Origin of the sequence: Burkholderia aenigmatica (assembly GCF_902499175.1) — a bacterium.
Classification (GTDB): domain Bacteria; phylum Pseudomonadota; class Gammaproteobacteria; order Burkholderiales; family Burkholderiaceae; genus Burkholderia; species Burkholderia aenigmatica.
In genome coordinates this window covers 25,762-51,509 of sequence record NZ_CABVQC010000034.1, presented here as the reverse complement: position 1 = coordinate 51,509, position 25,748 = coordinate 25,762, and the positions used below count along the sequence as shown (strand labels likewise).

Genomic DNA, 25,748 nt, shown 5'->3' with positions numbered 1-25,748 from the left:
ATTTCGACATGACAGAATGGCCCGGACGCCCTGCCCTCCAGCAGCGGCGTCCGGCCTCCGGCCGGGAGCACCCACACGAATGGCGCGCACTGACGCGCCTGCCGCACGACGGCACCTTCCGCCCTTCGGAGGAGACAGTCATGAATCCGCTTCAAGCGCTGCCGGCGTCCGCTTCGGCAACGGCCCGGCGCACGCGCGTGCGCTGGCTGGTGCTGACCGTCCTGTTCGCGGTCACGACGATCAACTATGCGGATCGCGCGGCAATCGCGATCGCGGGTCCGAGCCTTGCCCGCGCACTGCACCTGAGCCACGTGCAGATCGGCTTCATCTTCTCCGCGTTCGGCTGGTCGTACGTGGTCGCCCAACTGCCGTGCGGCTGGCTGCTCGACCGCTACGGGTCGCGCATCGTCTACGCGCTCAGCATCTTCTTCTGGTCGCTGTTCACACTGCTGCAGGGCTCGATCGGCTTCTTCGGCGGCGCGGCCGCGTTCGCGCTGCTGTTCGGGCTGCGGTTCCTGGTCGGCGCGGCCGAGGCGCCGTCGTTCCCGGCCAACAGCCGGATCGTGTCCGCGTGGTTCCCGGCCGCCGAGCGCGGCACCGCGTCGGCGATCTTCAACGCCGCGCAGTATGCGGCGACCGTCTTGTTCGCGCCGTTGATGGGCTGGCTCGTGCATGCGTTCGGCTGGCAGTCGGTGTTCGTGGTGATGGGCGTGCTCGGCTTCGCGTTCGTCCTGGTGTGGAACCGCACGATGTACGACCCGAAAGACCACCCGAACATCAACCGCGCGGAACTCGACTATCTCGCCGAAGGCGGCGCGCTCGTCAACATCGACCAGGCGACGGGTGGACGCGACGGCGGCCCGTCGATGCGCCACGTGAAGGCGCTGCTGAAGAGCCGGATGCTGATCGGCGTGTACGTCGCGCAGTACTGCATCAACGCGCTCACCTATTTCTTCATCACGTGGTTTCCCGTCTATCTCGTGCAGGCGCGCGGGATGTCGATCCTCAACGCGGGGCTCGTCGCGTCGATCCCGGCCGTGTGCGGGTTCCTCGGCGGGATTCTCGGCGGCATCGTGTCCGACGGGCTGCTCAAGCAGGGCCGCTCGCTGTCGGTCGCGCGCAAGGTGCCGATCGTGTTCGGCATGCTGCTGTCGATGTCGATGATCGTCTGCAACTACACCGATTCGCACGTGCTCGTCGTGCTGTTCATGGCGCTGTCGTTCTTCGGCAAGGGGCTCGGCGCACTCGGCTGGGCCGTCAACGCCGACACCGCGCCGCGCCAGATTGCGGGCCTGAGCGGTGCGCTGCTCAACACGTGCGGCAACCTCTCCAGCATCACGACGCCGATCGCGATCGGCTACATCGTCGACCGCAGCGGCTCGTTCAACGGCGCGCTGGTCTATGTCGTCGCGCACGCGCTCGTCGCCGTGATCTGCTACCTGTTCGTCGTCGGCGAGATCCGCCGCGTCGAGCTTCAATGACCGGCGCGGGCCGCTCCGGCCTGGCCGGCGGCCCGCGCGTACTACCGGAACCAGGAGCGAACCGATGTCCGAATCAAGCCGTGCCGGCACCCCGCGCGTCACGCGCATGCAGGTGATCCCCGTCGCCGGCCGCGACAGCATGCTGCTCAACCTGTGCGGCGCGCACGCGCCGTACTTCACGCGCAACCTCGTGATCCTCGACGACAGCAGTGGACACACGGGCGTCGGTGAAGTGCCGGGCGGCGAAGGGATCCGCCACGCGCTCGAGCGCATGACGGATCGCGTGGTCGGCCAGTCGATCGGACGCTATCAGGCGACGCTCAACGCGGTGCGCGCGGCGTTGTCCGGCGCGGACGCGGGTGCGGGCCGCACGATCCGGCACGAGGTGACGTCGGCCGGCGAAGCGGCCGTGCTGCGCCAGCCACACGAGATCAACCTGCGGCTAGACAACGTGATCACTGCGATCGAGGCGGCGCTGCTCGACCTGCTCGGCCAGCATCTCGACGTGCCGGTCGCGGCGCTGCTTGGCGAAGGCCAGCAGCGCGACGCGGTGCCGATGCTCGCTTATCTGTTCTACGTCGGCGACCGGCGCCGCACCGACCTGCCGTATCGCGACGAAACGCACGCGTCGGACGCGTGGTTCCGGCTGCGCAACGAGGAAGCGCTCACGCCGGCCGCGATCGCGCGGCAGGCCGAAGCCGCGGTCGAGCGCTACGGCTTCGCCGATTTCAAGCTGAAGGGCGGCGTGATGGCCGGCGCCGACGAGATGGAAGCGATCGCCGCGATCAAGGCGCGCTTCCCCGACGCGCGCGCCACGCTCGACCCGAACGGCGCGTGGTCGCTCGACGAGGCCGTCGCGCTGTGCCGTGGGCAAGGCCACCTGCTCGCGTATGCGGAAGATCCGTGCGGGCCGGAAGGCGGCTATTCGGGCCGCGAGGTGATGGCCGAATTCCGCCGCGCGACGGGAATCCCGACCGCGACCAACATGATCGCGACCGACTGGCGGCAGATGGATCACGCGGTGCGGCTGCAGGCGGTCGACATCCCGCTCGCCGACCCGCATTTCTGGACGATGCAGGGCTCGGTGCGGCTCGCGCAGCTGTGCCGCGACTGGGGGCTCACGTGGGGCTCGCACTCGAACAACCACTTCGACGTGTCGCTCGCGATGTTCACACATGCGGCGGCGGCCGCGCCCGGCGCGATCACGGCAATCGACACGCACTGGATCTGGCAGGAATGCGATGCGCGGCTCACGCGCGAGCCGCTGAAGATCGTCGGCGGCCAGGTGGCCGTGCCGGGGCGGCCGGGGCTCGGGATCGACCTCGACATGGCGCAGGTCGAGGCTGCGCATGCGCTGTACCGGCAGGTTGGCGGCACCGCGCGCGACGATGCGGCCGCGATGCGCTATCTCGTGCCGGGGTGGACGTACGATCCGAAGCGGCCGAGTTTCGGGCGCGGGTGACGACGACAGGGACATTGCCGTTCGTTCATCGCCGCACCCGAATGCGGTCGAGCGACGGCCCGGCCCCGCTCGCCGCCGCCTTCAGCCGCACCGTGAGGGCAGCGCGGCGGCGCATCGCTCGATGCTGCGCGCGATGCGATCCGCATGCACGTGACCGGGGTCGAGCCCGGGGTCATAGATGGTGAAGTCGATCCCCGCCACGCGCCCCGACGCAACGAGCGGGCCGAGCAGCGCGTCGAGCCCGTCGAAGTCCAGCCCCGGCGAACCGGGAGAATCGACGGCCGGCAGTTGCGACTGATCGAGTACGTCGAGATCCACGTGCAGCCACGCCTGCCCGAGCGCCCGCGCACCGAGCCAGTCGACCAGCTCAACCGCGACGGCGGCGGGCCCGCGCGCCAGAAGCTGCTGGATCGTGATGCGCGAGATCGCCGTGCGGGCGATATCGCCATACGTGGCCTCGAAGTCGCCGGACTCGGATTCACGCTCGCCCACCTGGCATGCGTCGAGATCGTCGACGAGCGGGCCGTCGAGTGCCGGCCAGTCGGTCAGCAGCGGCTCCCCTCGCCCGGTCGACAGCGCGAGATCCATCCCCGCCACGGAACCGAGCCGCGTCGAGGTGTCGTAATTGCCGGGGTGGAAGAAGTCGCTGTGCCCGTCGACATGCACGAGCCCGTTGCCACCCGCGCGACGGTTGCCCAGCAGGCACCCGAGCAGGACACTGCAATCGCCACCGAGCACGATCGGAAAGGCCTGCCGCCTGCGCGCGTCGGCGACGCGCGCGGCAAGGTCGAGCGAGAACTCGCGGATCGCCAAGCCGTTGCGGATACGGGTTCCGGGCTGCGGCGCAACGGCATAGGCGGGATGCGCAAGCCGCGACACGCGCGCGCCGGCGCGCGCGGCGAGGCCGGTCGCCAGCAGCACGTCCGGGGCGCGCCAGGTCTCCGGCTCGAGACCGGCCGTGTTCGGCCGCAGGCCGAGGCTGCTGGGCGCGGCGATGAGCTCTATCGGCCGGGCGCCGCCGGGTTGCAAAGGGTCGGCCCGCAGGCCGGGTGATGCCGTCGACGTCGCCATGCGCTCTCCTCGCACAAGCACCGGTTACCGGATGTGCTAACCTTTTAAATAACGATCAAAGGTTAGCATCAATTCAGCCCATGTCCCACATTTCACCGGTTTTGGAAGCGCACGTGTTCGAGGCCCGCGATTTCGTCGGCGGCCATCCCGTCCTCGATTTCATCAACACGGTGACCGGCCGCGATCAGACCCCGCGCGACTGGCTGCCGGATTACGACGCGTGGCTCGCGTGGCTCGCGCGATCGTCGGTTTGCTCCGCACCCGACGTGGAACAGCTCGCGGCTCGCGCAGCTGAGGCGCCGGGCACCGCCGAGCGCGCACTGCGCGACGCGAAGCGCCTGCGTGAAGCGTTGTTCGGCATCGTCGGTGCGCGCTCGCACGGCGCACCGGTGGCCGCGGCGGATCTGGAAACGCTGGAGCGGGCATGGAAGCGCGCGATGAACGGCCGGCGGCTGATCGCAACAGCCGGGCGTATCGGATTCGACGATCCCGCTGATCCGGCGGACGTGCACCTGCCCGTCCACCGGCTCGCGCTCGATGCGGTGAAGCTGCTTGAAGCATCGCCCGACGGACGGCTACGGATGTGTGCGGGCTCGAATTGCGCGTGGCTGTTCATCGACCGCTCGAAAACGGGGCGCCGCAAGTGGTGCGACATGGCGACTTGCGGCAATGTGGCGAAGGCGCGGCGGCACTATCGCGCGGTGCGGCGCGCGCCGGACGGATCGGCGAGCCACGACACGCCCGACTAACGGCGGACGGCCGTTGCCAAACACCGAAAACGCCCGCATCCTGCCGGCTACGCGAATCCGGCGGTCCCGCTCACACGACGACCTGTTCCTCGCCACCGTCCATCAGAATCCGAACCGCTTGCCATGACGTCTCCCGATCCGAACCTGCGACAGATCATCGTCCTCGTTCCCTACTCGCTGCTGTGCCTGCCTGCGAGCATCACCGTCGCGGGCTACGCCGCGCTCGTGAAGACGCGCGACATTTCGCACTTCGAGGGCGGCGCCGGCTACGCATGGCTCTGGCTCACGATCGTGCTGACGCTGGTGTTCTATCCGGCAGGAATCGGGATTGGCGTGCTGCTGCGGAAAAGGCTCGCGATTCTGGTGGCCATCATGGTGGCGTTCGCCGCATTGTCGGTGCCGACGTTCAAGGCCGCCTACGGGTTGCTGAGCTAGCTGTCGCGAAGAACATGAGCCTTGCCGCCGTCGCGGGCAGGCCCTGAAACAAAACAGGCCCGATCGTGCGATCGGGCCTGTCTGGCATCAGCGGGAACGCAAGGCAGGCGCGACGAGGCTTCGTCGCGCGGCTCCTCCGCTGCCAACCCGCGCCAACCGGGACGGGACGGTGCGCCCCATACCCCGCGCGTTATGCCACTGCGCCGTCGGCTTTGGGCGATGCACCGCCGACCGAGTGAACGGTGACCGGTGCCGGTGTATATGCCGAAGCGTGTGCTGGTGCCGGTGTCGATGCGTGTGCCGGTGCCGACACATTCGTCGGGACACCCGGCACGAGCCCTTGCAGCGAGCCGCCGGACAATCCGATTTCACCGAGCAGCGAATCGATCAACGGCGCATGTGCGCGATAGGACAGCGCCGCGGACATCGCCTGCTCGGCCAGATTGCCGCCGTTCGCGGCAGGCGCGACGCCATCCGCGGCAGCACCGCCACGGTTGAGCCCGTCGACCTGGATGATCTTGATGCCGTCGATCGCCTTCATCGGCTCGACCGTCTGCTGGATCACGGCCGGCAGTGCCTGCAGCAACGCCAGCTTGAACTTGAGGCTCGTCTGGTCCGACGACAGCGCATTGATCGCGTCGTTCAGCGCACGCTGCGCTTCAGCCTCGGCGAGCCCCTTCTTGCGCGCCGCCTCGGCCAGCTCGACCATCGCGGCCGCCTGCATCTGGGCCGCATCGCGTTCCGCCCGTGCCTGCGTCGTAATGTGAACGGCCTGCGTTTCCGCTTCCTGCGCCGCCTCGATCAGCGCGACCTGCTTGGCCCGGTCGGCCTCCGCGGTCCGACGCGTCGTCTCGACCTGCTGCTCGGCCCGCACCGCACCCGCGAGCGACTCGCTCGCGCGCGCCTGCGCCAGGGACTGCGCCTCGGACTTCTCCGCGATCACGATGGCCTTTTCCTGCTGCGCGATTTCGGTCACCTTCGCCTGCTCGATCGCCGCCATCTGCGTGACGCGCGCCTGCTCGATCTCCTTCACGCGCACTTCGCGCTCCGCTTCCACCTTGCGGGTGCGCAGCGCCTGCTCGCGCTGGATCTCCGATTCCTGAATCTGCCGCTCGGCGCCGATCCGGCTCTGCTCAGCCTCCTGATGACGCTCGGCCTCGAACGTGGCGATCCGCGCGTTCTGCTCGGCCGTGCGCGTCTTGACCTGCTGCTCCTGCTCGAGCTTCATGAACGATTCCTGCTGATCGATCTCGAGCTTACGGGACAGCGCGTCGCGGTTCTTCTCGCGCACCGCCACCTCGGTATCCTGCTCGACCTCGTTACGCTCCTTGCGGCGCCGTTCGGTTTCCTGCGTGAGCTTGGTCAGGCCTTCGGCGTCGAACGCGTTGTTCGGATCGAAGTATTCCTTCGACGTCTGGTTGAAGTTGGTCAGCGACACGCTTTCCAGCTCCAGCCCGTTCTTCGTCAGATCTTCCGCGACCGTGTTCTGCACGCCCTGCACGAATTTCTCGCGGGCGTCCTGGAGATCCTGCATCGTCATCTGCGCGGCGGTCGAGCGCAGCGCATCGACGAACTTGTCGTCGACGAGCGCGCGCAGGTTTTCCGGCGCCAGCGTGCGCTGGCCGAGCGTCTGTGCGGCAGTCGACACGCCCTCTTCGGTCGGCGCGACCCGCACGAAGAACGCCACGACCACGTCGACGCGCATCCGGTCCTTCGTGATCAGGCTGTCGCGCGTCGCGCGGCTCACTTCGAGCTTCAGCGTGTTCATGTTGATCGGGATCACTTCATGAAACACCGGCAGCACGACCGCGCCGCCGCTCATGATCACCTTCTGCCCGCCGAGCCCGGTGCGGACGAAGGCGCGTTCCGCCGACGCCCGCACGTAAAGACGCGCGAAGATCATGCCGATCACGCAGATACCCACCACCACTGCCAATGCGACAGCGCCCCAGAATGAGAGTGCATTCATCATGATGTTTGTTCGACTCCTGTGTACGGATGGTGACAGCAAGGTGCGCCAGTCCACGCCGCTCTCAAAGGCAGTGGGCTGGTAAAACGGGATTCAGAGCAATTCGGGCCTGGGATTCTCGATGGCGTGGTAACGCGAACCCGAAATGCGCGACACGAGCAGGACCGTCGTGCCTTTCGCGAATGTGCGGCCGGCCTCGTCCGGTTCGACGCGGACGTAGTGCTGCTGGCCATGCTCGTCGACGAGCCGCGCTTCGGCCGGATTGCCGAGCGACGCTTCGCCGGTGACGATCCGTGCGGTGCGGCCGATGAAATCGGCTTCGGATACCGCCGTGGTTTCGGTCTGCGGGAGAAAGCGCGCGAAGAACTTGCCGGTGTGCCGCACGAACGGCAATGCCGCAAGCACGGCCAACACGACGGCCAGCCCGGTGGGCATCGTGACGCCCGCGACGGCCTGCATCGACGTCTGCAACGCGAGCCCGACCACCGAGAAACCGAGCAGGAAGAGGATCAGCAGGATCAGCAGCGGCACCCGGCCCACGTGCAGCCAGCCGAGAAACTGGCCGACGAAGCCGGCGTCGGGCCCGCCATCCGCATGATCGAGACCGAAGTGCAGGACCAGCAGGTTGCCCGCATGCTCGGTCAGGCTGAGCCCCATCAGCATCGACAGGCACTCCAGCACGCCGATCACGATCATCAGCCCGATCGCGGCGACGAACGGCGCATTGCCCGGCAGCATCAGTGAAGAAGTCATTGTTGTATTGCTCTCAGGTTCGGGGGCGAATCATCAAGACATGTCGTCCGCCAGCTTGCCAGATTGCAACTTCAAGCGGGCGACGCGCTCCTCGATTCGCTGTTCCTTGTGCAGGGTTTCCAGACGATGCAACAGCGAGGGATCGGCCGACGATGAACCGGTGCCCAACCCGACCGCCCCGGTCGCGCCGGCCATCGTCCGGTTGAACCCCTGCTCGAGCTGCTCGGCCCTCGGGTCGACGCCCGCGCCCGCCGGCCCTTCCGTCCGGCGCTCGCCGTCGCCGGGCGCGCGCGCCGCGATCAGTTCGCGAAGCCCCGCTTCCATCTCCACGCGTTTCGCGCGCAGCCCGAGCAGGTCCGCCTCGGCGGCCTGCGCGCGCTCGCTCGCGTCGTGAAGCGACTGCTGGAGCACGCCGAGCTGATCCTCGAGCTCGATCTGCCGCTCCGCGCCGGCACGCACGGCCGCATCGTCGTTGCGGGCCAGCGCGGTGCCCAGCAGGTCGTTCAGTCGTTCGATCTCGTTGTTGATGCGCGCGATCGCCTTGGCCGCCTGGTACCGCGCCGCTTCGTGCCGGCCCAGCGCCACCCGCGACTGCGCGATCACGTCGTCGAATTCGCGCAGGTACTGCTCGAGGATCGCTTGCGGCATGCGGTTTTCCAGCGAACCGATCAACGCATGCACGTTCGCGGTCATCAACCGTTTGACTCGGATACCGAAATGTTCTGTCGTCACGACTTGTCACTCCTTCTGGGATTCAAGCGGGTCGGCCGGCCGCCTGACGCCGGGTTCGCGGGCAGCTCACGAATGGGCCTGAGCCGGTTGAATGAGGCTCGCCAGCTCCTTGACCTCGTGCACGTACGGATCGAGCACGTCAGGATGATAGGCGGGCGGGTTGCCGGTCACGGCCAGGCGCAGCAGGCCGAGCAGCACGCGCATGCTCTTCGCGGTCAGCCGCGCCTCGAGTTCGCCGGCCGCCTCGCCGATCGGTTTGCCCGGCGGCGCCGCCGTCACGAGGCTGGCCATGAGTTCGGGGAGTTGCGCGGCGAGCAGCGTCACGATTTCCGAGCGGTGATGCGTCGCGTGTTCGTACGCGTCGATCGCGTCGAGCACCGGCCGCACCTGCTCCCTGAACAGCGCGGCGCAGCGCACGAAGTCATGCGCGCCCTTGACGCGGCGGCGCGCGTCGGCGATCAGCGCGCGGATCTTGTCGCTCGGACTCGTCGCGTCGGGCAATTGCAGCTCGACCAGCCACGCGAGGTCGTCTTCCGGAATTCGTACCGATACGGTTTGCATGACATCCATCCCTTCGAATCGATGACTCAAAGCATAGTGCGCTCGTATGCAAATGTATACGTTTGTATTTCGAGATAGATGCGCGGCTTCCGGTGCGCCAAAAACAAAAAGGGCTCGACCTTGCGATCGAGCCCTTCGAATCCCGTTGGTGGAGCGGAGGAGGATCGAACTCCCGACCTTCGCATTGCGAATGAGGTTTCGCGATGAAACGTCTTCCCGATCAAACCGCCTGATTTGAAAAGCCTTTTGGTCGACGGGGAAATTTCATTAAGAATCAAAAACTTGCCTAGTCTTTCGATCACGGGCAATTTTTGGTAGATCCCGGGATTGAGCCATTCCAGTCCCACGACCTGAGCGAGAAATGGTTTCTCCTGGACGGACGCCAGCGATGTCGACGTAGCAACAGGCTGCGCAGCATCAGCAGTTGACGACGAACATGCAGTCGCAAAAGCGAAAACTGCAATTCCCGCCAAGGCTTGCAGTCCTGTCCATCGTGTCATTTTTTTACCGGTATCTGGCCCAACTCAGGCAGCCATTTGCATCGAATGTTGCTTCACGTAGAACACCGACCTGCTCGATAGCGGGCGGGTGAGTGGAATAGCCACGCGACCAGGTTGAGCACCATCCGATGCCTGCACTCCCGCGATCATGTCTCTTTGCTTGGGAACGCCCTGTGACTGGACGTGTCGAGCAGAACGCCCCACATCTCCCATCCGCTCCACTCGGAGGAGAAGCGCGGGTCAAACGATGCGGTTCTACGACATTCCGGGGAATTGGTATGCGTCATCACACCCAGATCAGGAAAGACCGGAGGTGGCGACTGATGAAATGAGCACCGCGCCGCACGAGGTTTTATGACCATCGAACGACGCGGGTGCGCCCTCCACATCGAAACCGGCTTCGCCATCGATGATCACGACCTCGCCATGCAGCGGGCACGTGCAGCGATCGCCCTGACGGGCGACCGCTCGCCCCATGACTTCACTGTTCGAGGCGCCGGTCTCTACACGGCCGCCATGGCTATGCACGTCCCCTACCCGAATAATGCCGCGCATGGATGCTCCTCAGTACGAGTAACCCTGGATGCCGTAGTTCGTGTCGTGTCGACGCCCCCACCACGGTAGATACGCATTGTTTTCGCCGCGTGCGCGGAACCAGTCGGCGTTCGAATTGATCGGCGTGAGCTTCGACGGCGGTAGCACGACGACTGCAGTCGGGTGGCCGGCATCCGTTGTACCAGCAACCAGTGCGTTGCCGCCGAAATGGTTGATCCGACCGATCGCGAGCGCGATGTCCGTCAGCGCCGTACCCGCACCCATGTCGCCAAGCAGCGCCGACGTATTGAAGACTTGCTTCGTGTAGTCGAATTCCGGCAGAGTTTCCGTGAGCGTCTGCGACAGCGAGGCAAGACGTGACGATGCGGCGTCACTGCCCTTGCCTGCGTCGTGCACGACGAACTGGATGCTTGCAGGCTCGACGTTTGCGTTTTGAGCTGCCTGCGTGATCGTCGCCTTCCATGCCTGGACCGCACGCGTGGTGCCGGCCTTCGCCTCGTAGTCACTCACCTTGCCGGTCGCCGCCTTGCCGATCCATGCGAGTGGCTCACGGTCGGTCTTCAGATCCGGGCCCGCGAGGAACAGCACGGTAAGGTTCTCGTTCATCTGCTCGTCTTTGGGCGGAAAACTCGGCGCGTCCCAGTTCATCACCCATACGCTCTCCTGCGGATGCTTCTGCAGATAGTCGAGCGCGGCGTTCAGTGACGTGAAGCCGGCATTTGCGCCGCCGACGTGGATCTGAATGTCCGGTGGCGTGTCCTTGCTCCATAGGTCGGTAAACTCCTTGTTTCCGATAGCAAACGCCGTGGTCATTTCCTTGCGTAGGTATGCGCGTGCTTCTTGCGGCGACAGTCGCGGGGGGATCGCGAATTCAATTCGGATACCAGCCAACTCCCGCCAGTGTCGCTTGTCGGATGGCTGGACCGTATAGAAATAGTGGCCATTCATCGCGTACTTGTCATGAAACAGAACGAGGAGTTTGGAGACGTATTTTTCATAGAATCCGTCGAAACTTTCATCCCCATCGTTACCATCGGCAACAATCGCAACAGGTTTAACGGATGTAAAACTCTTTGGATCCGTTCTGACCATATCGTCGTTCTTATTCGGCTTGACAAGCCCCATGGTCCACAGCAACTGCCATTCCGTCGGATAGTCGCGACGCTGCAAAGGATTGAGCCACTCCAACCCTACGACTTGTGCGAGAAATGGTTTCTCCTGGACCGGCATCGAGGGAGTCGGTGCCGAAGTGGGCTGTGCAGCCTCCGCGCTCGACGATGACCATGCTGTAGCGAATGCAAATACAGCAATCCCCGCCAAGGCCGGCAATCCTATCCATCGTGTCATTTCCTCTCCCATGCTTCGCGTCTGCGCGTCATGACCAAACGTCTCTATTGCCACGACACCCATCACAAGTAAAACCGCAGCAAATGCCAGCGCAAACCGTAGTGACCGGGAGGTAAGCAGCGATCTCATACTCACCCCCCGATACCGAGCAATGCGCCACCCTGACGCGTGTCATCTATCGTGTCGGGAAGTGTTGCTTCCCCATCGTTAGCTCCCCAATGAACAAGCGATTTCTCATTCATCGTGCCAAATTTAAAGTATTCCGAAAAAGCCTTATTCGGATTGTCCTTTTCCAGATCTTCGCCGAACCGCCAGTCCGCCTCGACCCGAAACTTGTTCAACTGTTTTGACGAAATTCGACAGATACCAATCGCGACATCATATGCCAACGCCTTCTCCGCGTGCATCGGATTGGTCATGATCGTCGAATGGTTCGTAGGGTTATTCACTTTCGCATCGAGAATGTGCACGATCTGCTTGTTTCGCCATTTCTGATAGCCATCGGGCATCTGTGCATCGGGGCCGGCCTCACCAACGACCTCGCCACCCTTGACCCATTCCGGGTTGTCTTTGTGGCGCGCCTCCATGCGCGCGATCGCGCGATCTTCGTAACGCTGTGATGCTTCGGTGCTCGCATCTCCGTGCGGGGCCATCTCGGCTGCATGCTTGCCCTTGGCGTTGTAAGTGTCGTATGGATCTGCCGTGTTTATTGTTGTCTTGTTCTTGTTACGCTGAGCCGCCACCGGATCGTTGTCCTCGTTGAAATCGCTCTCTGCATCGCCATCCCTCACCCGCACGACCGCCCCAAAGCGGAGCGCCTGCGGGAAGAAGGGTTCCGGCAAGCCCGGCGCATCACACAGCACATGCCAGCCCTTCGGTGGATCGGCGTTGGTGCGAAACATACCGAACGCCGATGTAGCCGCCGTCACGATATACAGCACTGGAGCAAACGTGAAAGTTCCGACCTTGCCATACCAGTTCGGATTACCTCGCAGCGCCTTGACAAGGCTGAATTTCGCAGGGGGCGATGTCGGATAGAAAAACAGCTTTGACGACCCTCGTTCGTAGCGCCAGTCATCCTCCCATGTCCGGTAGACGACCGGCGACTCCTGGCCAACCTGAAAGTTGGTGGCAAATACGCGCTGCGTGAACAGGCTCGAGCCCTTCACGAGTTCAACCTCTTTAGGATGCAACCCACGCCAGCCCATCCCCTGTACCGGGGCGGCGGAAATCACCTGATCGTGCGGGCACGAATACAGGGTCACGCGGCCGTAGGTGTGGTTCTGGACGCCATACTGCTTTCTATCGTTGTCGGGATCGTAGGCGGGCTTGCCGTCTTCGCCCGGCTTCATGTTTGCCATCGTCATCCGATAGTCGAGCGGGTCGCGCTGGTCCTCCGCATCCTTGCTCTGCGCGATCAGCTCGAAGAACGCCTTCAAAGTCTTCACCCGCGCCTGAGATTCAACCCGACCGCGATTACCGTGCGAATCCTTGTCGGTGCGCTCCGTCCAGTTTTCCATGAACGGTGAGTTGTCGCCCTCGATGGAACCGACAACGCCGTACGGCGGGTTGGCCAGCACATAGGTGTCGGCTACGCATCTCACGCCAGCCGTCGCCGACAGCCGGTCGCCGAGGAACGCAGAGGCGATACCGACCATGTTGCCCTGGCTATGGCACACCACCGTGATCGGGACATCCTTCTGAACCTTCCGGATCGAACCAATGAGTTTCGCCAGGCGCAGTGCGCCCAGCACGTTGTACATGCGCGGCGGCGTCTCGAAGATCGGGCGCTGCGTGGGGTTAATGCCCTGCACATTGATGAACCCGAAGATGCGTGGATCGACACCCGCGTTCCACAGGTCCGGCAGGCTGCCGCAACCGTTCGCGAATGGACCGCCCCCCCAGTAGTTCTTTTCATTCAGGAAGATCGACTCGCCGTAGCGTTTCAGTTCCGCCGCGTTCGCTTTATAGCCCCAACGGAAATGAATGACCGGCGAGTAAGTATTTTCGTCCGGCTGGAGGTAGCTTTTCGACGTGAGCTTCGGATTAATGAACCCATCGTCGGTCAGGCTTGTCGTGTAATGCATCGGGCCCATCTGGCCGCCCTGCGGCCCGCGGTGCGTCAGATGATCGTCTTCGCGCCCAAGGCGTTTGTTCAAGCCCGCACAAAGCCCCTCTTCACCCGGCTCGAACCACTCCCCTTCCGAGTTGACCCCGTGCACGAAAATCACGATGCCCGGCAACGGCATTTGCATCACGCACAGGTAGTCGGATTGGTTGAGTGTCACCACGCCATTACCGTTGGCGATCAGGTAGCGATTCTGCGAATCGTCACCGCCCCCCGACGCGCCGCCGCCCGCAGGCGTGCGCGGATCGAGACCGCCACCGTCGCTCGCTGCGGCCTGTGCCGACGGATTGCTTTCAGATGCACCCGGACTAGCCGGTGCAGTATCGGCTGTGTCTGCCATCATTATTTTTATCCCCGGTCAGATCTTGTTCTTGAAGAAATTCACGACGAACGGTTCGAACTGGTTGCTCTGGATCGGAGCAAGCTTGCCCGCGGCATCGGACTGCCCCTTGATCACTTCGCCCGACGCTTTCGTGATTTCCGCCTGCATGCCCTCGACGGCCTGCCCATCGGTCGCCCGCACGAGCTTCGGCACGCGCCCGAGCGGCGCGTGATCGAACTTCGGCATGTCCGTGCTCATGCTCGCCGGCCCCTGCCACGAGTGCCCGGCCGACTTCACCGTGAAACTGCCCGGGCACCCCAACTCGATATCGCTGCCGTGCAGTTTCAGGTACGCGCCGCCGGAGGTCGTGAAGACCACCTCTTCGCTCGCCATGCCCGCGAGCTTGCCGCCAGCCGCCGTGAACTGAATGTTCTTCGCGGAATCGATCTGCGTGTCGTCGTTCTGGCTCTGTAGCGTCACCTTGCCCTGATTCGCGATCGCCGACACGCCATCGCTGTGGGCGAACATCGCGACGCCGCGCCCGCCGTGCAGCGTGATGCGCTGCCCGCTGGTCAACTGGACATGTTGTTGCGCGACCTGGTCGATGTTCTCGCCGGCGTAGGTCACGTGCGTCTTCGGCGTGATCGCAACCGAACCGGCTTGCGCGCCGAACGCCATCAGCGCCTGCGACCCGGCAGCGTCGTTGCCGGAACCCGACGCACCGCTGCCGGGTGTCCAGCCCTTGAACGCAGCCGCGACCGCCTGCTGGCCCGCCGTATCGGCGGCCTGACCGCCATGCTGACCCGCATAGTCGCCCAGCGACTTGAACAACTCGGTGCACTCGCCGAGCAGTCGCAGCAACTCGTCACGATCGAGCTGCCCGCCGCTCGCCTGCGAGCGTGCATAGGTCGTCAGCAGAATCCCCTGCGCGGCCCGCAGCGCGGCGGCCGCGTCGGTGCGCAATTCCGCGCCCTCTCCACGGTCGTGGCCCCGGCCGTCCTGGCGAGGCTGCGTCAGGTACCCCAGATTCAGTTGAGAATGCGCGTGCTCGCTCGCAAGCTGACTGGAAATCTGTCCCGGCGTATCGTCGAGGCGCAGCTGGTTATACCGGCTCCCCTTGATTTCCTTGGTCTTGATCCCCGACACATAGCGGTTGCCGGGGAGATTGCCGATGTGGGTGAAGGCCGCCGGCGGATTCACGCCGTTGCTCAGCACGTTGATGATGACCAGCCGATCCGGATCGCCGCCGAGACTGCCGATCAGGACTTCCATGCCGACACGCGGCAGAAAGAGCGCGCCGAAGCTTCCGCCGGCGAGACTCGCCCCGACACGGATCGGCGCGCTGTCGCCGGCGTTGTCGTTCGTGCCCGCGCCCTGCGCATGTGCATGATCCGCCGGATCGAGACCGTGGATCCGCACGCGTACGCGGCCGTCGGCATCGCAGAACACTTCCTCGCCCTGCTGGCCGACGATCGTGCCGGTCAGCAGATGCACGGGCGGCAAGTCGATCTTCGGGTCGTATGCGGGCGCAAGCGGTACGCCACGCCGCACGCAGGTGAAATGATTCTCGTAGCGCGTGTCGGGCTCGGTCGCTGCGGCTGGCTGCTGCAATGGCGACGGATAAGCCAGATGCCGGCTCGCGGCAAACAGCGCCTGCACGCGGTCGGTCAGCCCTTTCGGCAGATTGTTCCAGACATCGTGGTCGATCGACGTAATCACGAACTGCCGCTGGTCGGAGGGCTGCATGTCCCGTTCGGGATCGCCGGTCAGCGTGATCCATGCGCCGACGGCAAGGTCGCGTACGCTGCTCACGCCGTCGTAACGCTCGGCTTCGAACTGATGCGCGAGCATCCGGGCACGCGTGAGGCGCTCGTGATCGTTCCACGAATCGCCCGCATGCGGGATGTCGATCGCGACATCGGTCAGCAATTGCGCCAGGTCGTTGCCGGCCGCGCCCTGATCGAGGCTCGTCGCGACCGTCGACTCGTCGATACGCGCTTTCTTGTAGTCCCATGACGGGCGGCCGACCTGCCCGGGCGTCAGGCGCTGATGCAGGGCGAACAGCGTGACGGTGTCGCGCTCTTCGGTGGCGGCGTCGCGTGGATGCAGCCGTACCGTACCGGCCGGTGCCTGGGGCAGCGACATCGGATCGTCGCAGCACACGAGCGTGTGCGCGGGCGTGTCGTCGTGACTGTTGCCCTCGCCCGCGCCGGCCTTGGCGAACACCGTAATGCCCTCGCGTCGCAGCAGGCGGCGCACGAACTCCGCATCCGATTCGTTGACCTGGCGAGTCAGTTCACGCGCCGGATATCGGTCGCGACTCAAGCCTGACAGGTCGAACTCGAAGGCCGCCGCCAGCGCCGGGCTGCGCTGACGCCATTCGGTAAACAGTGTCGAGAGGATGTCGACGACGCTACTCTGACGGAATACGCGGGAATTCGTGCGCTTGTCCATCAACGACAGGGCATCGCACACCGCCAGCTGGTACACGCACAGCTCGCCGTCGCTCTGGCCGATCTGCACGTCCTGGATGATCGCGTTGACGAAGTGCAGCTGCCCCCGATCGGTGACGAGCCGGATCGAGACAGGGACGCCGAGGAACAGCCGCGGCGGCAGGTTGTGGCGCGCCGACACGCAGGTCAGATGCCCGCGAATGCCGGTCATCAATCCCTCGTGCACGTGCGCGTGCTGCAGCGCAAGCAAGTGCCCCAGTGCTTCTTGCGCCTTGCCGAAATTCAAGGCGACCGGTCGACGGTTCCAGTCGACCACCCCCGATGCAAAGCTGCTTATTGTCTCGTTTATCGACACAGCCGTTCTCTCAATATTGTTGTCGACCCGTTGGCTTCGGCTTTGCGACGCGCGTCTTGGCACGGTCACACTACCGATTTGTGACAGCGAGCATATCAAATTCACGGAAATATTTCGGCACCCTACGGGTATCCATGCCGGTTGCCGACACAATCTGACTAAAAATGACGGATTCCGGCATCACGCGGGGAGGCGCCGGCCGTAGCCCGAGGGGATCGAGCGATTCGCGCGGAAAAACAAGCGGCTGAAGAGGAAGTCGACGAAGCAACGTGCGCGCACGCCGATGTCGAGCAGAAAAGCAAAAAGCCGGCACGAGGCCGGCTTTTTGTTTGCGATGCATAAGGCTGTACGCCCGGGCGGAAACACAACGCTGCACTCGGTGCAGCATTACCCTTCCTGTCCCAAAACGATCGAGCCCTTCGAATTCCGTTGGTGGAGCGGAGGAGGATCGAACTCCCGACCTTCGCATTGCGAACGCGACGCTCTCCCAGCTGAGCTACCGCCCCAACAGTCAATCATCATACACACGCATTTCTGCGCTTGGCAATAGGGGTTAAGTCACCCCTGAAACGTTACTTTGACGGCGCGCCAGCCAGCACCCATTCGACCACCGAACGCACGTCGGCGTCGCTCATGCGCGGATGCGCGGGCATCGGAATGGCGCCCCAGACGCCGGAGCCGCCCTCCTTCACCTTCTTCGACAGCTTTGCCACGGCCTGCGGATCGGCCTTGTAGCGGGCGGCGACATCCTTGAACGACGGGCCGACGAGCTTGCGGTCAACCGCGTGGCAGCCCATGCACGCGTTGCCGCGCGCCACCTTCAGGCCGTCGCCGACATCCGCGTGCGCGACCGCACCGAACGTACCCGCCAGCAGCGCCACGGCCGCGGCGCCCTGCACCATCCATTGTTTCATCTGCTTCATCTGCCTGCTCTTCATTGCGACGGTGCCTTCGGGTTGCCCGGGTGCACGCTCGACGAATTCGAAATCGGCGCGGGCGACTGCAGCGGCGTGGACTGCACCGACGCGTCGGGCACCGCGCCGACCGTCGCGCTATCCGCCGGTGCGGCGGCAGCCTGCGCGCCGGATGCGCCGCTCGCGGGCGATGCGTCCTGCAGCGCCTGCGCGTCCTGCGGCTTCACGTACTGGAACACCTTCACGACCTTCTCGACGCCCGGCACCTGGCTGGCGGCTTCCGCGCCGCGATTGCCCTCGTCGACCGTCACGAGCCCCATCAGGTACAGGTTGCCGCGTTCGCTGACGACCTTGTAGTAGTTCGCCGAGATGCCCTTCGTCGCGATCAGCTCGGATTTCACGCGCCCTTCGAGGTACGAGTCGTTCGCGCGCGACGACAGCGACGACGCCGGCTCGACCGACAGCTCGTTGACGATGCCGTTCACGTTGTTGATGCTGCGCACGATCTCCTCGGCGCGCTGCTTCGACGCATCGTTCGGCACTTCGCCCGTCAGCAGCACGCGGCGGTTGTACACCGTCACGTTCACGTGCGACTGGTCGGGCAGCCCGTTGTTGATCTGCGTAAGCGACTTGACCTGGATCTCGCGATCTTCCGTCTGCGCGCCGAGCGTACGGCGATCGGTCGCGATCAGCGCACCGCCGCCGGCCGCTGCGCCCACGACCCCGAGCACACACCCCTGCAGCGACACGGCGAGGCCCGCCGTCAGCGCAGCAAGCAGCGTGGTTCTGACGAGCGTCTGTTTGACGCGGCTTTGATTCATCGACGGCTCTCCTTCGTTCAATCCTCACCCAGCAGCATCGCGTCGATGCCGTCGCACAGGCAGTGGATGGTCAGCAGATGGACTTCGTGGATGCGCGCCGCGCGAACGGCGGGCACGCTGATCGGAATATCGGTATCGGACAGCGCGGCGGCGACCGCATGGCCAGCGCCGCCCGTCAGCGCGACGACGGTCATCTCGCGCTCGTGCGCTTCGTCGATCGCCGCCAGCACGCGCGGCGATGCGCCGCTCGGATCGAGCACCAGCAGGATGTCGCCGGTCTGGCCGAGCACGCGCACCTGCTGCGCGAACAGTTGCTCGGCAGACACCGCGCCCGCGAGGCCGCCCTGCGACGCGTCGGTTGCCAGCGCGATCGCGGGCAGGCCCGGGCGCTCGCGTTCGAAGCCGCCGACGAGCGACACCGCGAGGTAGTGCGCGGCGGCGGCCGACAGGCCGTCACCGCAGGCGACGATCTTGTTGCCGTTCGCCAGCGCGGCGAACATCGCGTCGACCGCGGCTGCGATCGGCAACGACAGTGCGTCGGCCGCTTCGGCGAGAAGCGCGACGCTGTCATGGAAATGTTGCTGAATACGTTCGACTGACATCGATTCCTGGTGAACTGGGCGCGTGGCACGCATCGCGCGACATCGTGGGTGCGGCGAGTTTACCGTACTCCGGCACCCTCTCCAGGGGTCCGGCAAGAACTCTTTACATCTCGTCACAGCTCGCGGCTACGCATCGTCGGCACGAAATGCGTCGCGCAGCCACGCGAGCCGGCCGGCCTCGAACGCGACGACGTCGAAGCGGCACGCGGCACCGGCGCCGTGCCGCGCCCAGAACTGGAGCGCGGCCGCAACCAGGCGCCGCTGCTTGCGCCAGCCGACGCTCGCAGCCGCGCCGCCATGCCGGACGCTGCGTCGCGCGCGCACCTCGACGAACACGAGCATGCCATCGGGTTCGCGCATCACGAGATCGAGCTCGCCGCCGCGCATCGTCACGTTCGCCGCGACGAACACGAGGCCGCGGCGCTCGAGAAACTGCCGCGCGCGCTGCTCGAACGCCGCGCCGACCGGTTTGGATCGCGCCGCGCCGGAAAAGTTGTCGCCCGCGCGCGGCAAACCGTGCCCGTTGCCCGGCCGGGCCGGCGCCGCGTGGCACAATGCCGTCCTTGTTCCGCTTGCGCCGCGATTGCGCGCATTGCCTGCCATGACTGCCCTCCTCGAACTCGCGCAAACGCAGCACTACCCGGCCGCCGCGCTCTACGTGGTCGCCACGCCGATCGGCAACACCGCCGACATCACGCTGCGCGCGCTGCACGTGCTCGGCCTCGCCGACCGCATCGCGGCCGAAGACACCCGCAACACGGGCCAGCTGCTCGCCCGCTACGGGATCTCGAAACCGCTCATCGCCGTGCACGAGCACAACGAACGCGAAGCCGCCCAGCGCGTGATCGAACTGCTGCGCGGCGGCGAACGCGTGGCCTACGTATCGGACGCCGGCACGCCCGGCATCTCGGACCCCGGCGCGCGGCTCGTCGACGCGGTGCGCGCCGCCGGCTTCGCGGTGATCCCGCTGCCGGGCGCTAGCGCGGCCGTGACCGCGCTGAGCGTGGCCGGCGACTGGGCCGGCGCGTTCACGTTCGCGGGCTTCCTGCCGCCGAAGGCGAAGCAGCGCGCGACCGCGCTGCAGGCGCTGGTGTCGCACCCGTATGCGCTGGTGTTCTACGAGGCACCGCACCGGATCGCCGAAACCGTCGCCGCGCTCGTCGATGCGTTCGGCCCCGCGCGCCGGCTGCTGATCGCGCGCGAACTCACCAAGCTACACGAGCAGTTGTTCCAGGGCACCCTGGCCGAAGGACAGACCTGGCTCGCCGGCGATGCGAACCGGCAGCGCGGCGAATTCGTGCTGGTCGTCGAAGGCGCGCCGGAGACGAACGGCGAAGCCGACGACACCGCGCACGACGCGCTGCTCAAGCTGTTGCTGGAAGAGGTACCGGTGAAGAGCGCGGCCAAGCTCGCGGCCGCGCTGACGGGCGCGTCGCGCAACACGCTGTACGCGCGAGCGCTCGCACTGAAGGATGAAGGCTGACGCGCGAGCCGGCCGGCACCGGGAACCCGGCGCCGGCGTCGCGCGGTGCAGAAAAGACAAAGGGCTGCCCGAGGGCAGCCCTTTTGCATGAGCGGTCGACCGCTGCGTGTTACTTCGCCGAGATCGACGCGAACATTTCGTCGCGTGCCTCGCGCGCTTCCTGCGGCGACAGCCCTTCGATCTTCACGCGGCCCGTGCCGGCGTGCACGAGGCCGATCAGCTTCGCGGCCGCATACGACAGGTCGAGCACGCGGCCGCGCTTGTACGGCCCGCGATCGTTGACCTTCACGACGACCCACTTGCCGGTCGACGCGTTCGTCACCTTGATGTACGACGACAGCGGCAGCGTGCGGTGCGCGGCGGTGAGCGCGTTCATGTTGAAGCGCTCGCCGTTCGCGGTGCGGCGGCCGTGGAAATCCCGCCCGTACCACGATGCGCGGCCCGTCTGGCGGAAATCGGACACATCCTTGCCGTCGATCGGCTCGGCGTCCGCCAGCGACGACTTCTTCGCGTCCTTGCTGTCGGCAGCCGGCATCGACGCCAGCGCGGAATCAAAATTCAGCTGCTTGTCGCTATCCGCTTTCGCGGCGGCGGCCGTCTTGTCGACGGCGTTCTTCTGGTTCGCGCTACCGGTGGTCTGGCTGGGTGGCACCGCACAGCCCGTCAGCGCAAAAAACAATGCAATGGTTCCGAATCGACTCGGAAAACGTAAATTCATCGACGTGTCGCCTTCTGGTTCGGGCCGCTCCCTTACAACGCTGCTTCACAACGCAGACACGCGGCCCGGACGGCAAATGCGTGCACGCCCCGCTCGGATGCGAGCAGGCGGCTAGCATGGGCGCGGCTTTCGTCTATGCCGCAACCGTCCTGATTAGTTTTCACGTCTGGCGCAACCTGTCCCCAACAGCCTGACCAGACCCCACATGCCGCCATCGAACATGGCTTCACGTTCGCGCGCGTCGAAACGACCGACTCACAGGAACGGCGGCACAGGCCTCATCCGGCGGCGCGGCAGCAGGGCCGCAGGCGGGCGCGCAGCACCCGGCCGGACAAGACGTGAGCACCGAAATCTCGGTGCTGGATACACCGCCGGACTCCCCGGCGGCTGATGCTTGACGGTGCTTCCGACGCCCCTTTTTAACGGGGCCGAAACACCAGCGAATTGCGTGAAATTCACGTGCAATGGAGCGCATTATACATAAACCAAAAGGTCAACCCGAAAAGCACCCCCTGCGGACCATTGATTCTCACTATGGCCGTAACAATCGACATGCTCCGGGAATGCCCGGAGGCGTCCGCCGCGACGCGCGTCGCGCGACCGGCAAGCGGCCCGCGCGACCGGTACAATCGCTCCTTTTAGCCGCCGGTGCCTCCATGAAAGTCACGCTCATTCCGGTCACGCCGTTCCAGCAAAACTGCTCGCTGCTCGTCTGCGAAAAGACGGGCCGCGCCGCCGTCGTCGATCCGGGCGGCGATCTCGACCGGATCGAACAGGAAGTCGCGCGACAGAACGTGCAGGTCGAGAAGGTGCTGCTCACGCACGGGCACATCGATCACTGCGCGGGCGCGAAAACGCTCGCGACGCACTACGGCGTGCCGATCGAGGGGCCGCAGGAAGAAGAGCGCTTCTGGATCGAGAAGCTGCCGATGCAGAGCGAGCGCTTCGGCTTTCCGGCCGCCGAAACCTTCGAGCCGGACCACTGGCTGAACGACGGCGACACCGTGCAGTTCGGCGACGAGACGCTCGAGGTCTATCACTGCCCGGGCCACACGCCCGGCCACGTCGTGTTCTTCAGCCGCGCGCATCGCGTCGCGATCGTCGGCGACGTGCTGTTCGCGGGCTCGATCGGCCGTACCGATTTCCCGCGCGGCAATCACGAGGATCTCGTCCGGTCGATCAAGGAGAAGCTGTGGCCGCTTGGCGACGACGTGACGTTCGTACCGGGCCACGGCCCCGTGTCGACGTTCGGCGACGAGCGCCGCACGAACCCGTTCGTGTCCGACAAGGTATTCGGATGAACCAGACCGCCATACCGGAAATCTACGTCAGCACCGACGTCGAGGCCGACGGCCCGATTCCCGGCCCGCACTCGATGCTGAGCTTCGCGTCGGCCGCCTATACCGAGGACAAGCAGTTGATCGCGACGTTCTCGGCCAACCTCGAGACGCTGCCGGGCGCGCAAGCGCACCCGGTGCAGGAAGCGTGGTGGAAGACCGAGCCCGAAGCATGGGCCGCGTGCCGGAAGGATCTGCAGGCGCCCGAAGCCGCGCTCGTCGCGTACGTCGACTGGGTCGAGGCGCTGCCCGGCAAGCCGGTGTTCGTCGCGATGCCGGCCGGCTTCGACTTCACGTTCATGTTCTGGTACATGATGCGCTTCGCCGGGCGCTGCCCGTTCTCGTGGTCGGCGCTCGATATCAAGACGCTCGCGTTCGCGATGACGGGCCTGCCGTACCGCAAGGCGATCAAGCCGCGCTTTCCGAAGCACTGGTTCGACGACCATCCGCACACGCACGTCGCGCTCGACGACGCGATCGAGCAAGGCGCGCTGTTCTGCAACATGCTCGCCGACCTGCGCCGCCAGCAGGCCGCGCTCGCGGGCCTCGCGGTGTCGGACACCGATCGGTCGGAAAACGCGGGGGCGGGACAAATCCCCACGGATCCACGAGCAAATTAGCGAATCTCGCTCAACAACGCGACGCCAGATTGCCTTTCCTTTCCCGGCCCTCTAACATTCAGCGTGTTGTAGCTGCCGCATGGAGGCGCAGGTGACGCTCGATTCCTTTTCGCAAAAAATCCTTCGCCTGTTGCAGCTCGACGCGCGCCGTTCGGTCCAGGAAATTTCCGACCAGGTCGGCCTGTCGAGCACGCCGTGCTGGCGCCGCATCAAGGACATGGAACAGTCGGGCGTGATCCAGCGCTACACGGCGCTGCTCGATTGCGAGAAGCTCGGCCTGCACGTGTGCGCGCTCGCGCATGTGCACCTGACCCGCCACAACGAGGGCGGCGTCGAGCAGTTCGAACGCGAGATCGCGACCTGCCCGGAAGTCACCGAGTGCTACAGCACGACCGGCGAGGCCGATTACATCCTCAAGATCGTCGCGCCGGACATCAAGGCCTACGACGTGTTCCTGCACGAACGCATCTTCAAGATTCCCGCCGTGTCGCAGGTGCGCACGAGCGTCGTGCTGCGCGAGATCAAGTTCGACACGCAACTGCCGCTGTAACACGCCTGCATGCACTGGCGGCCCGCCGGCGCGGTGGCCGGCGGCGGGTCACGCCTGCGCGGGCATCGTGCGCGTGAAGCCGATCCGGCGCGCACCGAACTCGCGCTTCAGCGCGTCGGCATCGAGCCGGCCGGCCAGCGCCGCATCGGTGTCGTGCGGATCGCAGGCCAGCGTCACGTCGATCTCGAGCCCCGTACTCAGGTAATGCAGGTTGATCGCCGCCGCGTGCAGCCCGCGCTGCGCGAGTGCGGCCTCGAGCCGTGCCGCGATCTCGCCGCGCGGCGGCAACGCGAGCGCCGGACGGCGCGCCGCGTCGTTCTCGGGGTCGACGTGGATCAATGCGTCGAGCACGCGCGGGTCGGTCAGCACGCGCGCACGCGCGGTCTCGGCGATGTAGTGCCCTTCGGAGACGGAGATTTTCGGATCGACGAGGATGTGCGCATCGACGAGCGCGGCATCGCCCATCTTGCGCGTGCGCAGGTCGTGCACGTCGCGTACGCCGGGCGTCGCCGCGAGCAGCGCGCGGATCTCGTCCGTATCGGTCGTGTCGAGCGCGCGGTCGGAGAGGTCCTGCAGCGCGTCATAGCCGAACGTCCAGCCCATGCGCGCGACCATGAAGCCGACGATCGCCGCCGCGATCGGGTCGAGCAGCTTCACGCCGGCCAGGCTGCCGACGATGCCGATCGCGACGACGAGCGACGACGCGGCATCCGAACGCGCATGCCATGCGTTTGCGACGAGCATCGCCGAGCGAACGCGCCGCGCCTCGCGCAGCATGTAGCGAAACAGCGCTTCTTTCGATACGAGCACCGTCAGCGCGACGATCAGCGCGGAAAAATGTACCGCCGGAATGTTTTCGAGATTAACGAGACGATCGCCGGCCCGCCAGAGCATGCCGACGCCGACCGCGATCAGGATCGCGCCGAGAAACAGCGATGCGACGGTCTCGTAGCGGCTGTGTCCGTAATTGTGGTCGGCATCCGGCGATGCGCCGCTATGCCGATTCGCAACCAGCACGACAAAATCCGAGATCAAATCGGAAATCGAATGCACCCCGTCAGCAATCAATGCCTGCGAATGCGCAATCGTGCCGACGACGATCTGAAATGTCGCAAGCACGACATTCAGCACAATACTGACGAACGTACTCTTGCGCGCAACCGCGTGCTTATCTGCGCTCTGCGCGTCGCCGGAAAACGTGGACATGAAATATGAGATATCGGTGAGCGATGCCCAATTCTATCAAGGGCGCCCCATGAATCCTGCCAATACCCACAAATTTCTTATTTAAATCAACCGCTTATGCGAACAGGTCGTATTACCATTCACACCGAATTATTACATTTTCATGACAACACAATGGGCGTAGCGGCCGCCGGAAACAAAAAAGCCGCGCTCCTTAACGGCACGCGGCTCTTTTGAAGAACAGGCAACTTAAACAGATGTTTAAATCGCGAACTGTTCGCGGTCCTTGCCCGCAATCCAGCGCGGCGGCTTGCCGCGGCCCGACCACGTCGCGCCCGTTTCCGGATCGCGGTATTTCGCGGCCACGCCTGCGCGCGGACGGCCAACCTTACCTGCCTTCGCGCGGCTGAGACCGAGTTCGGCGAGCGAAAAGCCGTAGTCGGCAATTTTCTGCTTCACGTCATTCAGCACTTCAGCGTATTCACGCGACTTCGCTTCTTCGATTTGCTTCTCCAGCTTCTCCCGCTGGGCCAGCAGGTCCTTGTAAGAAGACATAGTTTCCCTTTCTATCTGACCAATGGCGCCGGTCTGAGCCAGCTCACCATTCATGAAATATATGTGCCTCGGATTTTCGAAGGCAGAGAT

At 65.1% G+C, this 25,748-nt stretch carries 25 protein-coding genes and 1 tRNA gene; 8 read left to right on the top strand and 18 right to left on the bottom strand.

From position 1 onward, the window contains the following. Window positions 1-140: 140 nt before the first annotated feature. Window positions 141-1,481: an MFS transporter gene (locus BDO18943_RS23555; RefSeq protein WP_175024240.1), complete on the top strand. Its 1,341-nt coding sequence runs from the start codon at window positions 141-143 to the stop codon at window positions 1,479-1,481. Window positions 1,482-1,545: 64 nt separating this feature from the next. Further along, window positions 1,546-2,943, top strand: a complete 1,398-nt coding sequence (locus tag BDO18943_RS23550) for an enolase C-terminal domain-like protein (RefSeq protein WP_175024239.1) — start codon at window positions 1,546-1,548, stop codon at window positions 2,941-2,943. An 81-nt stretch (window positions 2,944-3,024) separates the two neighbouring features. Here BDO18943_RS23550 and BDO18943_RS23545 read toward each other — a convergent pair whose 3' ends face one another. Continuing rightward, the gene (locus tag BDO18943_RS23545) at window positions 3,025-4,014 is read right to left on the bottom strand and encodes an arginase family protein (protein WP_175024238.1); all 990 of its coding nucleotides are present in this window, start codon (window positions 4,012-4,014) and stop codon (window positions 3,025-3,027) included. Here BDO18943_RS23545 and BDO18943_RS23540 point away from each other — a divergent pair. After that, entirely contained in the window at window positions 3,996-4,763 is a 768-nt protein-coding gene (locus BDO18943_RS23540) for a CGNR zinc finger domain-containing protein (RefSeq protein WP_235996172.1), read from the top strand. The two genes, BDO18943_RS23545 and BDO18943_RS23540, sit on opposite strands and share 19 nt — an antisense overlap. Before the next feature lie 123 nt (window positions 4,764-4,886). Continuing rightward, complete coding sequence (locus BDO18943_RS23535; protein ID WP_043185114.1) at window positions 4,887-5,198, top strand: hypothetical protein; 312 nt, start codon at window positions 4,887-4,889, stop codon at window positions 5,196-5,198. A gap of 190 nt (window positions 5,199-5,388) precedes the next feature. On the opposite strand, the gene BDO18943_RS23530 is transcribed toward BDO18943_RS23535, so the two are convergent. From BDO18943_RS23530 to BDO18943_RS23465, 14 genes are all read right to left on the bottom strand, one after another. Then, window positions 5,389-7,170 carry a flotillin family protein gene (locus BDO18943_RS23530; protein WP_235996171.1) on the bottom strand — a complete coding sequence of 594 codons (1,782 nt, stop codon included), beginning with the start codon at window positions 7,168-7,170 and terminating at the stop codon, window positions 5,389-5,391. A 90-nt stretch (window positions 7,171-7,260) separates the two neighbouring features. Continuing rightward, window positions 7,261-7,920 carry an OB-fold-containig protein gene (locus BDO18943_RS23525; protein ID WP_175024236.1) on the bottom strand — a complete coding sequence of 220 codons (660 nt, stop codon included), beginning with the start codon at window positions 7,918-7,920 and terminating at the stop codon, window positions 7,261-7,263. Between the two features lie 33 nt (window positions 7,921-7,953). Further along, window positions 7,954-8,652 carry a PspA/IM30 family protein gene (locus BDO18943_RS23520; protein WP_175024235.1) on the bottom strand — a complete coding sequence of 233 codons (699 nt, stop codon included), beginning with the start codon at window positions 8,650-8,652 and terminating at the stop codon, window positions 7,954-7,956. A 66-nt stretch (window positions 8,653-8,718) separates the two neighbouring features. Continuing rightward, window positions 8,719-9,222: a hypothetical protein gene (locus BDO18943_RS23515; RefSeq protein ID WP_089449711.1), complete on the bottom strand. Its 504-nt coding sequence runs from the start codon at window positions 9,220-9,222 to the stop codon at window positions 8,719-8,721. A gap of 17 nt (window positions 9,223-9,239) precedes the next feature. After that, the gene (locus BDO18943_RS23510; protein WP_175024234.1) at window positions 9,240-9,713 is read right to left on the bottom strand and encodes a hypothetical protein; all 474 of its coding nucleotides are present in this window, start codon (window positions 9,711-9,713) and stop codon (window positions 9,240-9,242) included. Window positions 9,714-10,010: 297 nt separating this feature from the next. Then, a complete protein-coding gene (locus tag BDO18943_RS23505; protein WP_080741671.1) occupies window positions 10,011-10,268 on the bottom strand; it encodes a PAAR domain-containing protein in 258 nt (85 codons plus the stop codon). Between the two features lie 9 nt (window positions 10,269-10,277). Then, window positions 10,278-11,744, bottom strand: coding sequence for a hypothetical protein (locus tag BDO18943_RS23500; RefSeq protein WP_051890034.1), 1,467 nt, complete (start codon window positions 11,742-11,744; stop codon window positions 10,278-10,280). A gap of 2 nt (window positions 11,745-11,746) precedes the next feature. Then, complete coding sequence (locus BDO18943_RS23495) at window positions 11,747-14,086, bottom strand: T6SS effector phospholipase Tle3 domain-containing protein (protein ID WP_235996169.1); 2,340 nt, start codon at window positions 14,084-14,086, stop codon at window positions 11,747-11,749. Between the two features lie 15 nt (window positions 14,087-14,101). After that, window positions 14,102-16,873, bottom strand: coding sequence for a type VI secretion system Vgr family protein (locus BDO18943_RS23490; RefSeq protein WP_175024233.1), 2,772 nt, complete (start codon window positions 16,871-16,873; stop codon window positions 14,102-14,104). A 430-nt stretch (window positions 16,874-17,303) separates the two neighbouring features. Next, window positions 17,304-17,379, bottom strand: a tRNA-Ala gene (locus BDO18943_RS23485). A gap of 66 nt (window positions 17,380-17,445) precedes the next feature. After that, window positions 17,446-17,811: a c-type cytochrome gene (locus tag BDO18943_RS23480; RefSeq protein WP_043185106.1), complete on the bottom strand. Its 366-nt coding sequence runs from the start codon at window positions 17,809-17,811 to the stop codon at window positions 17,446-17,448. Then, the gene (locus BDO18943_RS23475; protein ID WP_175024232.1) at window positions 17,808-18,608 is read right to left on the bottom strand and encodes a BON domain-containing protein; all 801 of its coding nucleotides are present in this window, start codon (window positions 18,606-18,608) and stop codon (window positions 17,808-17,810) included. The genes BDO18943_RS23480 and BDO18943_RS23475 overlap by 4 nt, the downstream gene beginning before the upstream one ends. Window positions 18,609-18,625: 17 nt before the next feature. Further along, the gene (locus tag BDO18943_RS23470) at window positions 18,626-19,210 is read right to left on the bottom strand and encodes an SIS domain-containing protein (RefSeq protein WP_089449709.1); all 585 of its coding nucleotides are present in this window, start codon (window positions 19,208-19,210) and stop codon (window positions 18,626-18,628) included. Between the two features lie 126 nt (window positions 19,211-19,336). Further along, on the bottom strand, window positions 19,337-19,765 hold the full coding sequence (locus BDO18943_RS23465) for a YraN family protein (RefSeq protein ID WP_175024266.1): 429 nt from the start codon (window positions 19,763-19,765) through the stop codon (window positions 19,337-19,339). Window positions 19,766-19,811: 46 nt separating this feature from the next. Between BDO18943_RS23465 and rsmI the strand changes: the two genes are divergently transcribed. Then, a complete protein-coding gene (gene rsmI, locus BDO18943_RS23460) occupies window positions 19,812-20,693 on the top strand; it encodes a 16S rRNA (cytidine(1402)-2'-O)-methyltransferase (RefSeq protein WP_175024231.1) in 882 nt (293 codons plus the stop codon). Between the two features lie 109 nt (window positions 20,694-20,802). On the opposite strand, the gene BDO18943_RS23455 is transcribed toward rsmI, so the two are convergent. After that, entirely contained in the window at window positions 20,803-21,411 is a 609-nt protein-coding gene (locus BDO18943_RS23455) for a septal ring lytic transglycosylase RlpA family protein (protein WP_041492997.1), read from the bottom strand. A gap of 656 nt (window positions 21,412-22,067) precedes the next feature. Here BDO18943_RS23455 and BDO18943_RS23450 point away from each other — a divergent pair. The 3 genes from BDO18943_RS23450 (at window position 22,068) to BDO18943_RS23440 (ending at window position 23,918) form a co-directional block, all read left to right on the top strand. Further along, entirely contained in the window at window positions 22,068-22,712 is a 645-nt protein-coding gene (locus BDO18943_RS23450) for an MBL fold metallo-hydrolase (protein WP_043185095.1), read from the top strand. After that, window positions 22,709-23,368 carry a 3'-5' exonuclease family protein gene (locus tag BDO18943_RS23445; RefSeq protein WP_174954877.1) on the top strand — a complete coding sequence of 220 codons (660 nt, stop codon included), beginning with the start codon at window positions 22,709-22,711 and terminating at the stop codon, window positions 23,366-23,368. Before BDO18943_RS23450 ends, BDO18943_RS23445 begins: the two co-directional genes overlap by 4 nt. A gap of 79 nt (window positions 23,369-23,447) precedes the next feature. After that, window positions 23,448-23,918, top strand: coding sequence for an Lrp/AsnC family transcriptional regulator (locus tag BDO18943_RS23440; RefSeq protein WP_175024230.1), 471 nt, complete (start codon window positions 23,448-23,450; stop codon window positions 23,916-23,918). Between the two features lie 48 nt (window positions 23,919-23,966). Here the strand turns inward: BDO18943_RS23440 and BDO18943_RS23435 are convergent, their stop codons facing one another. After that, window positions 23,967-25,124, bottom strand: a complete 1,158-nt coding sequence (locus BDO18943_RS23435; RefSeq protein ID WP_043185092.1) for a cation diffusion facilitator family transporter — start codon at window positions 25,122-25,124, stop codon at window positions 23,967-23,969. A 240-nt stretch (window positions 25,125-25,364) separates the two neighbouring features. Next, window positions 25,365-25,658 carry an H-NS histone family protein gene (locus BDO18943_RS23430; RefSeq protein WP_043185090.1) on the bottom strand — a complete coding sequence of 98 codons (294 nt, stop codon included), beginning with the start codon at window positions 25,656-25,658 and terminating at the stop codon, window positions 25,365-25,367. Window positions 25,659-25,748 lie beyond the last annotated feature (90 nt).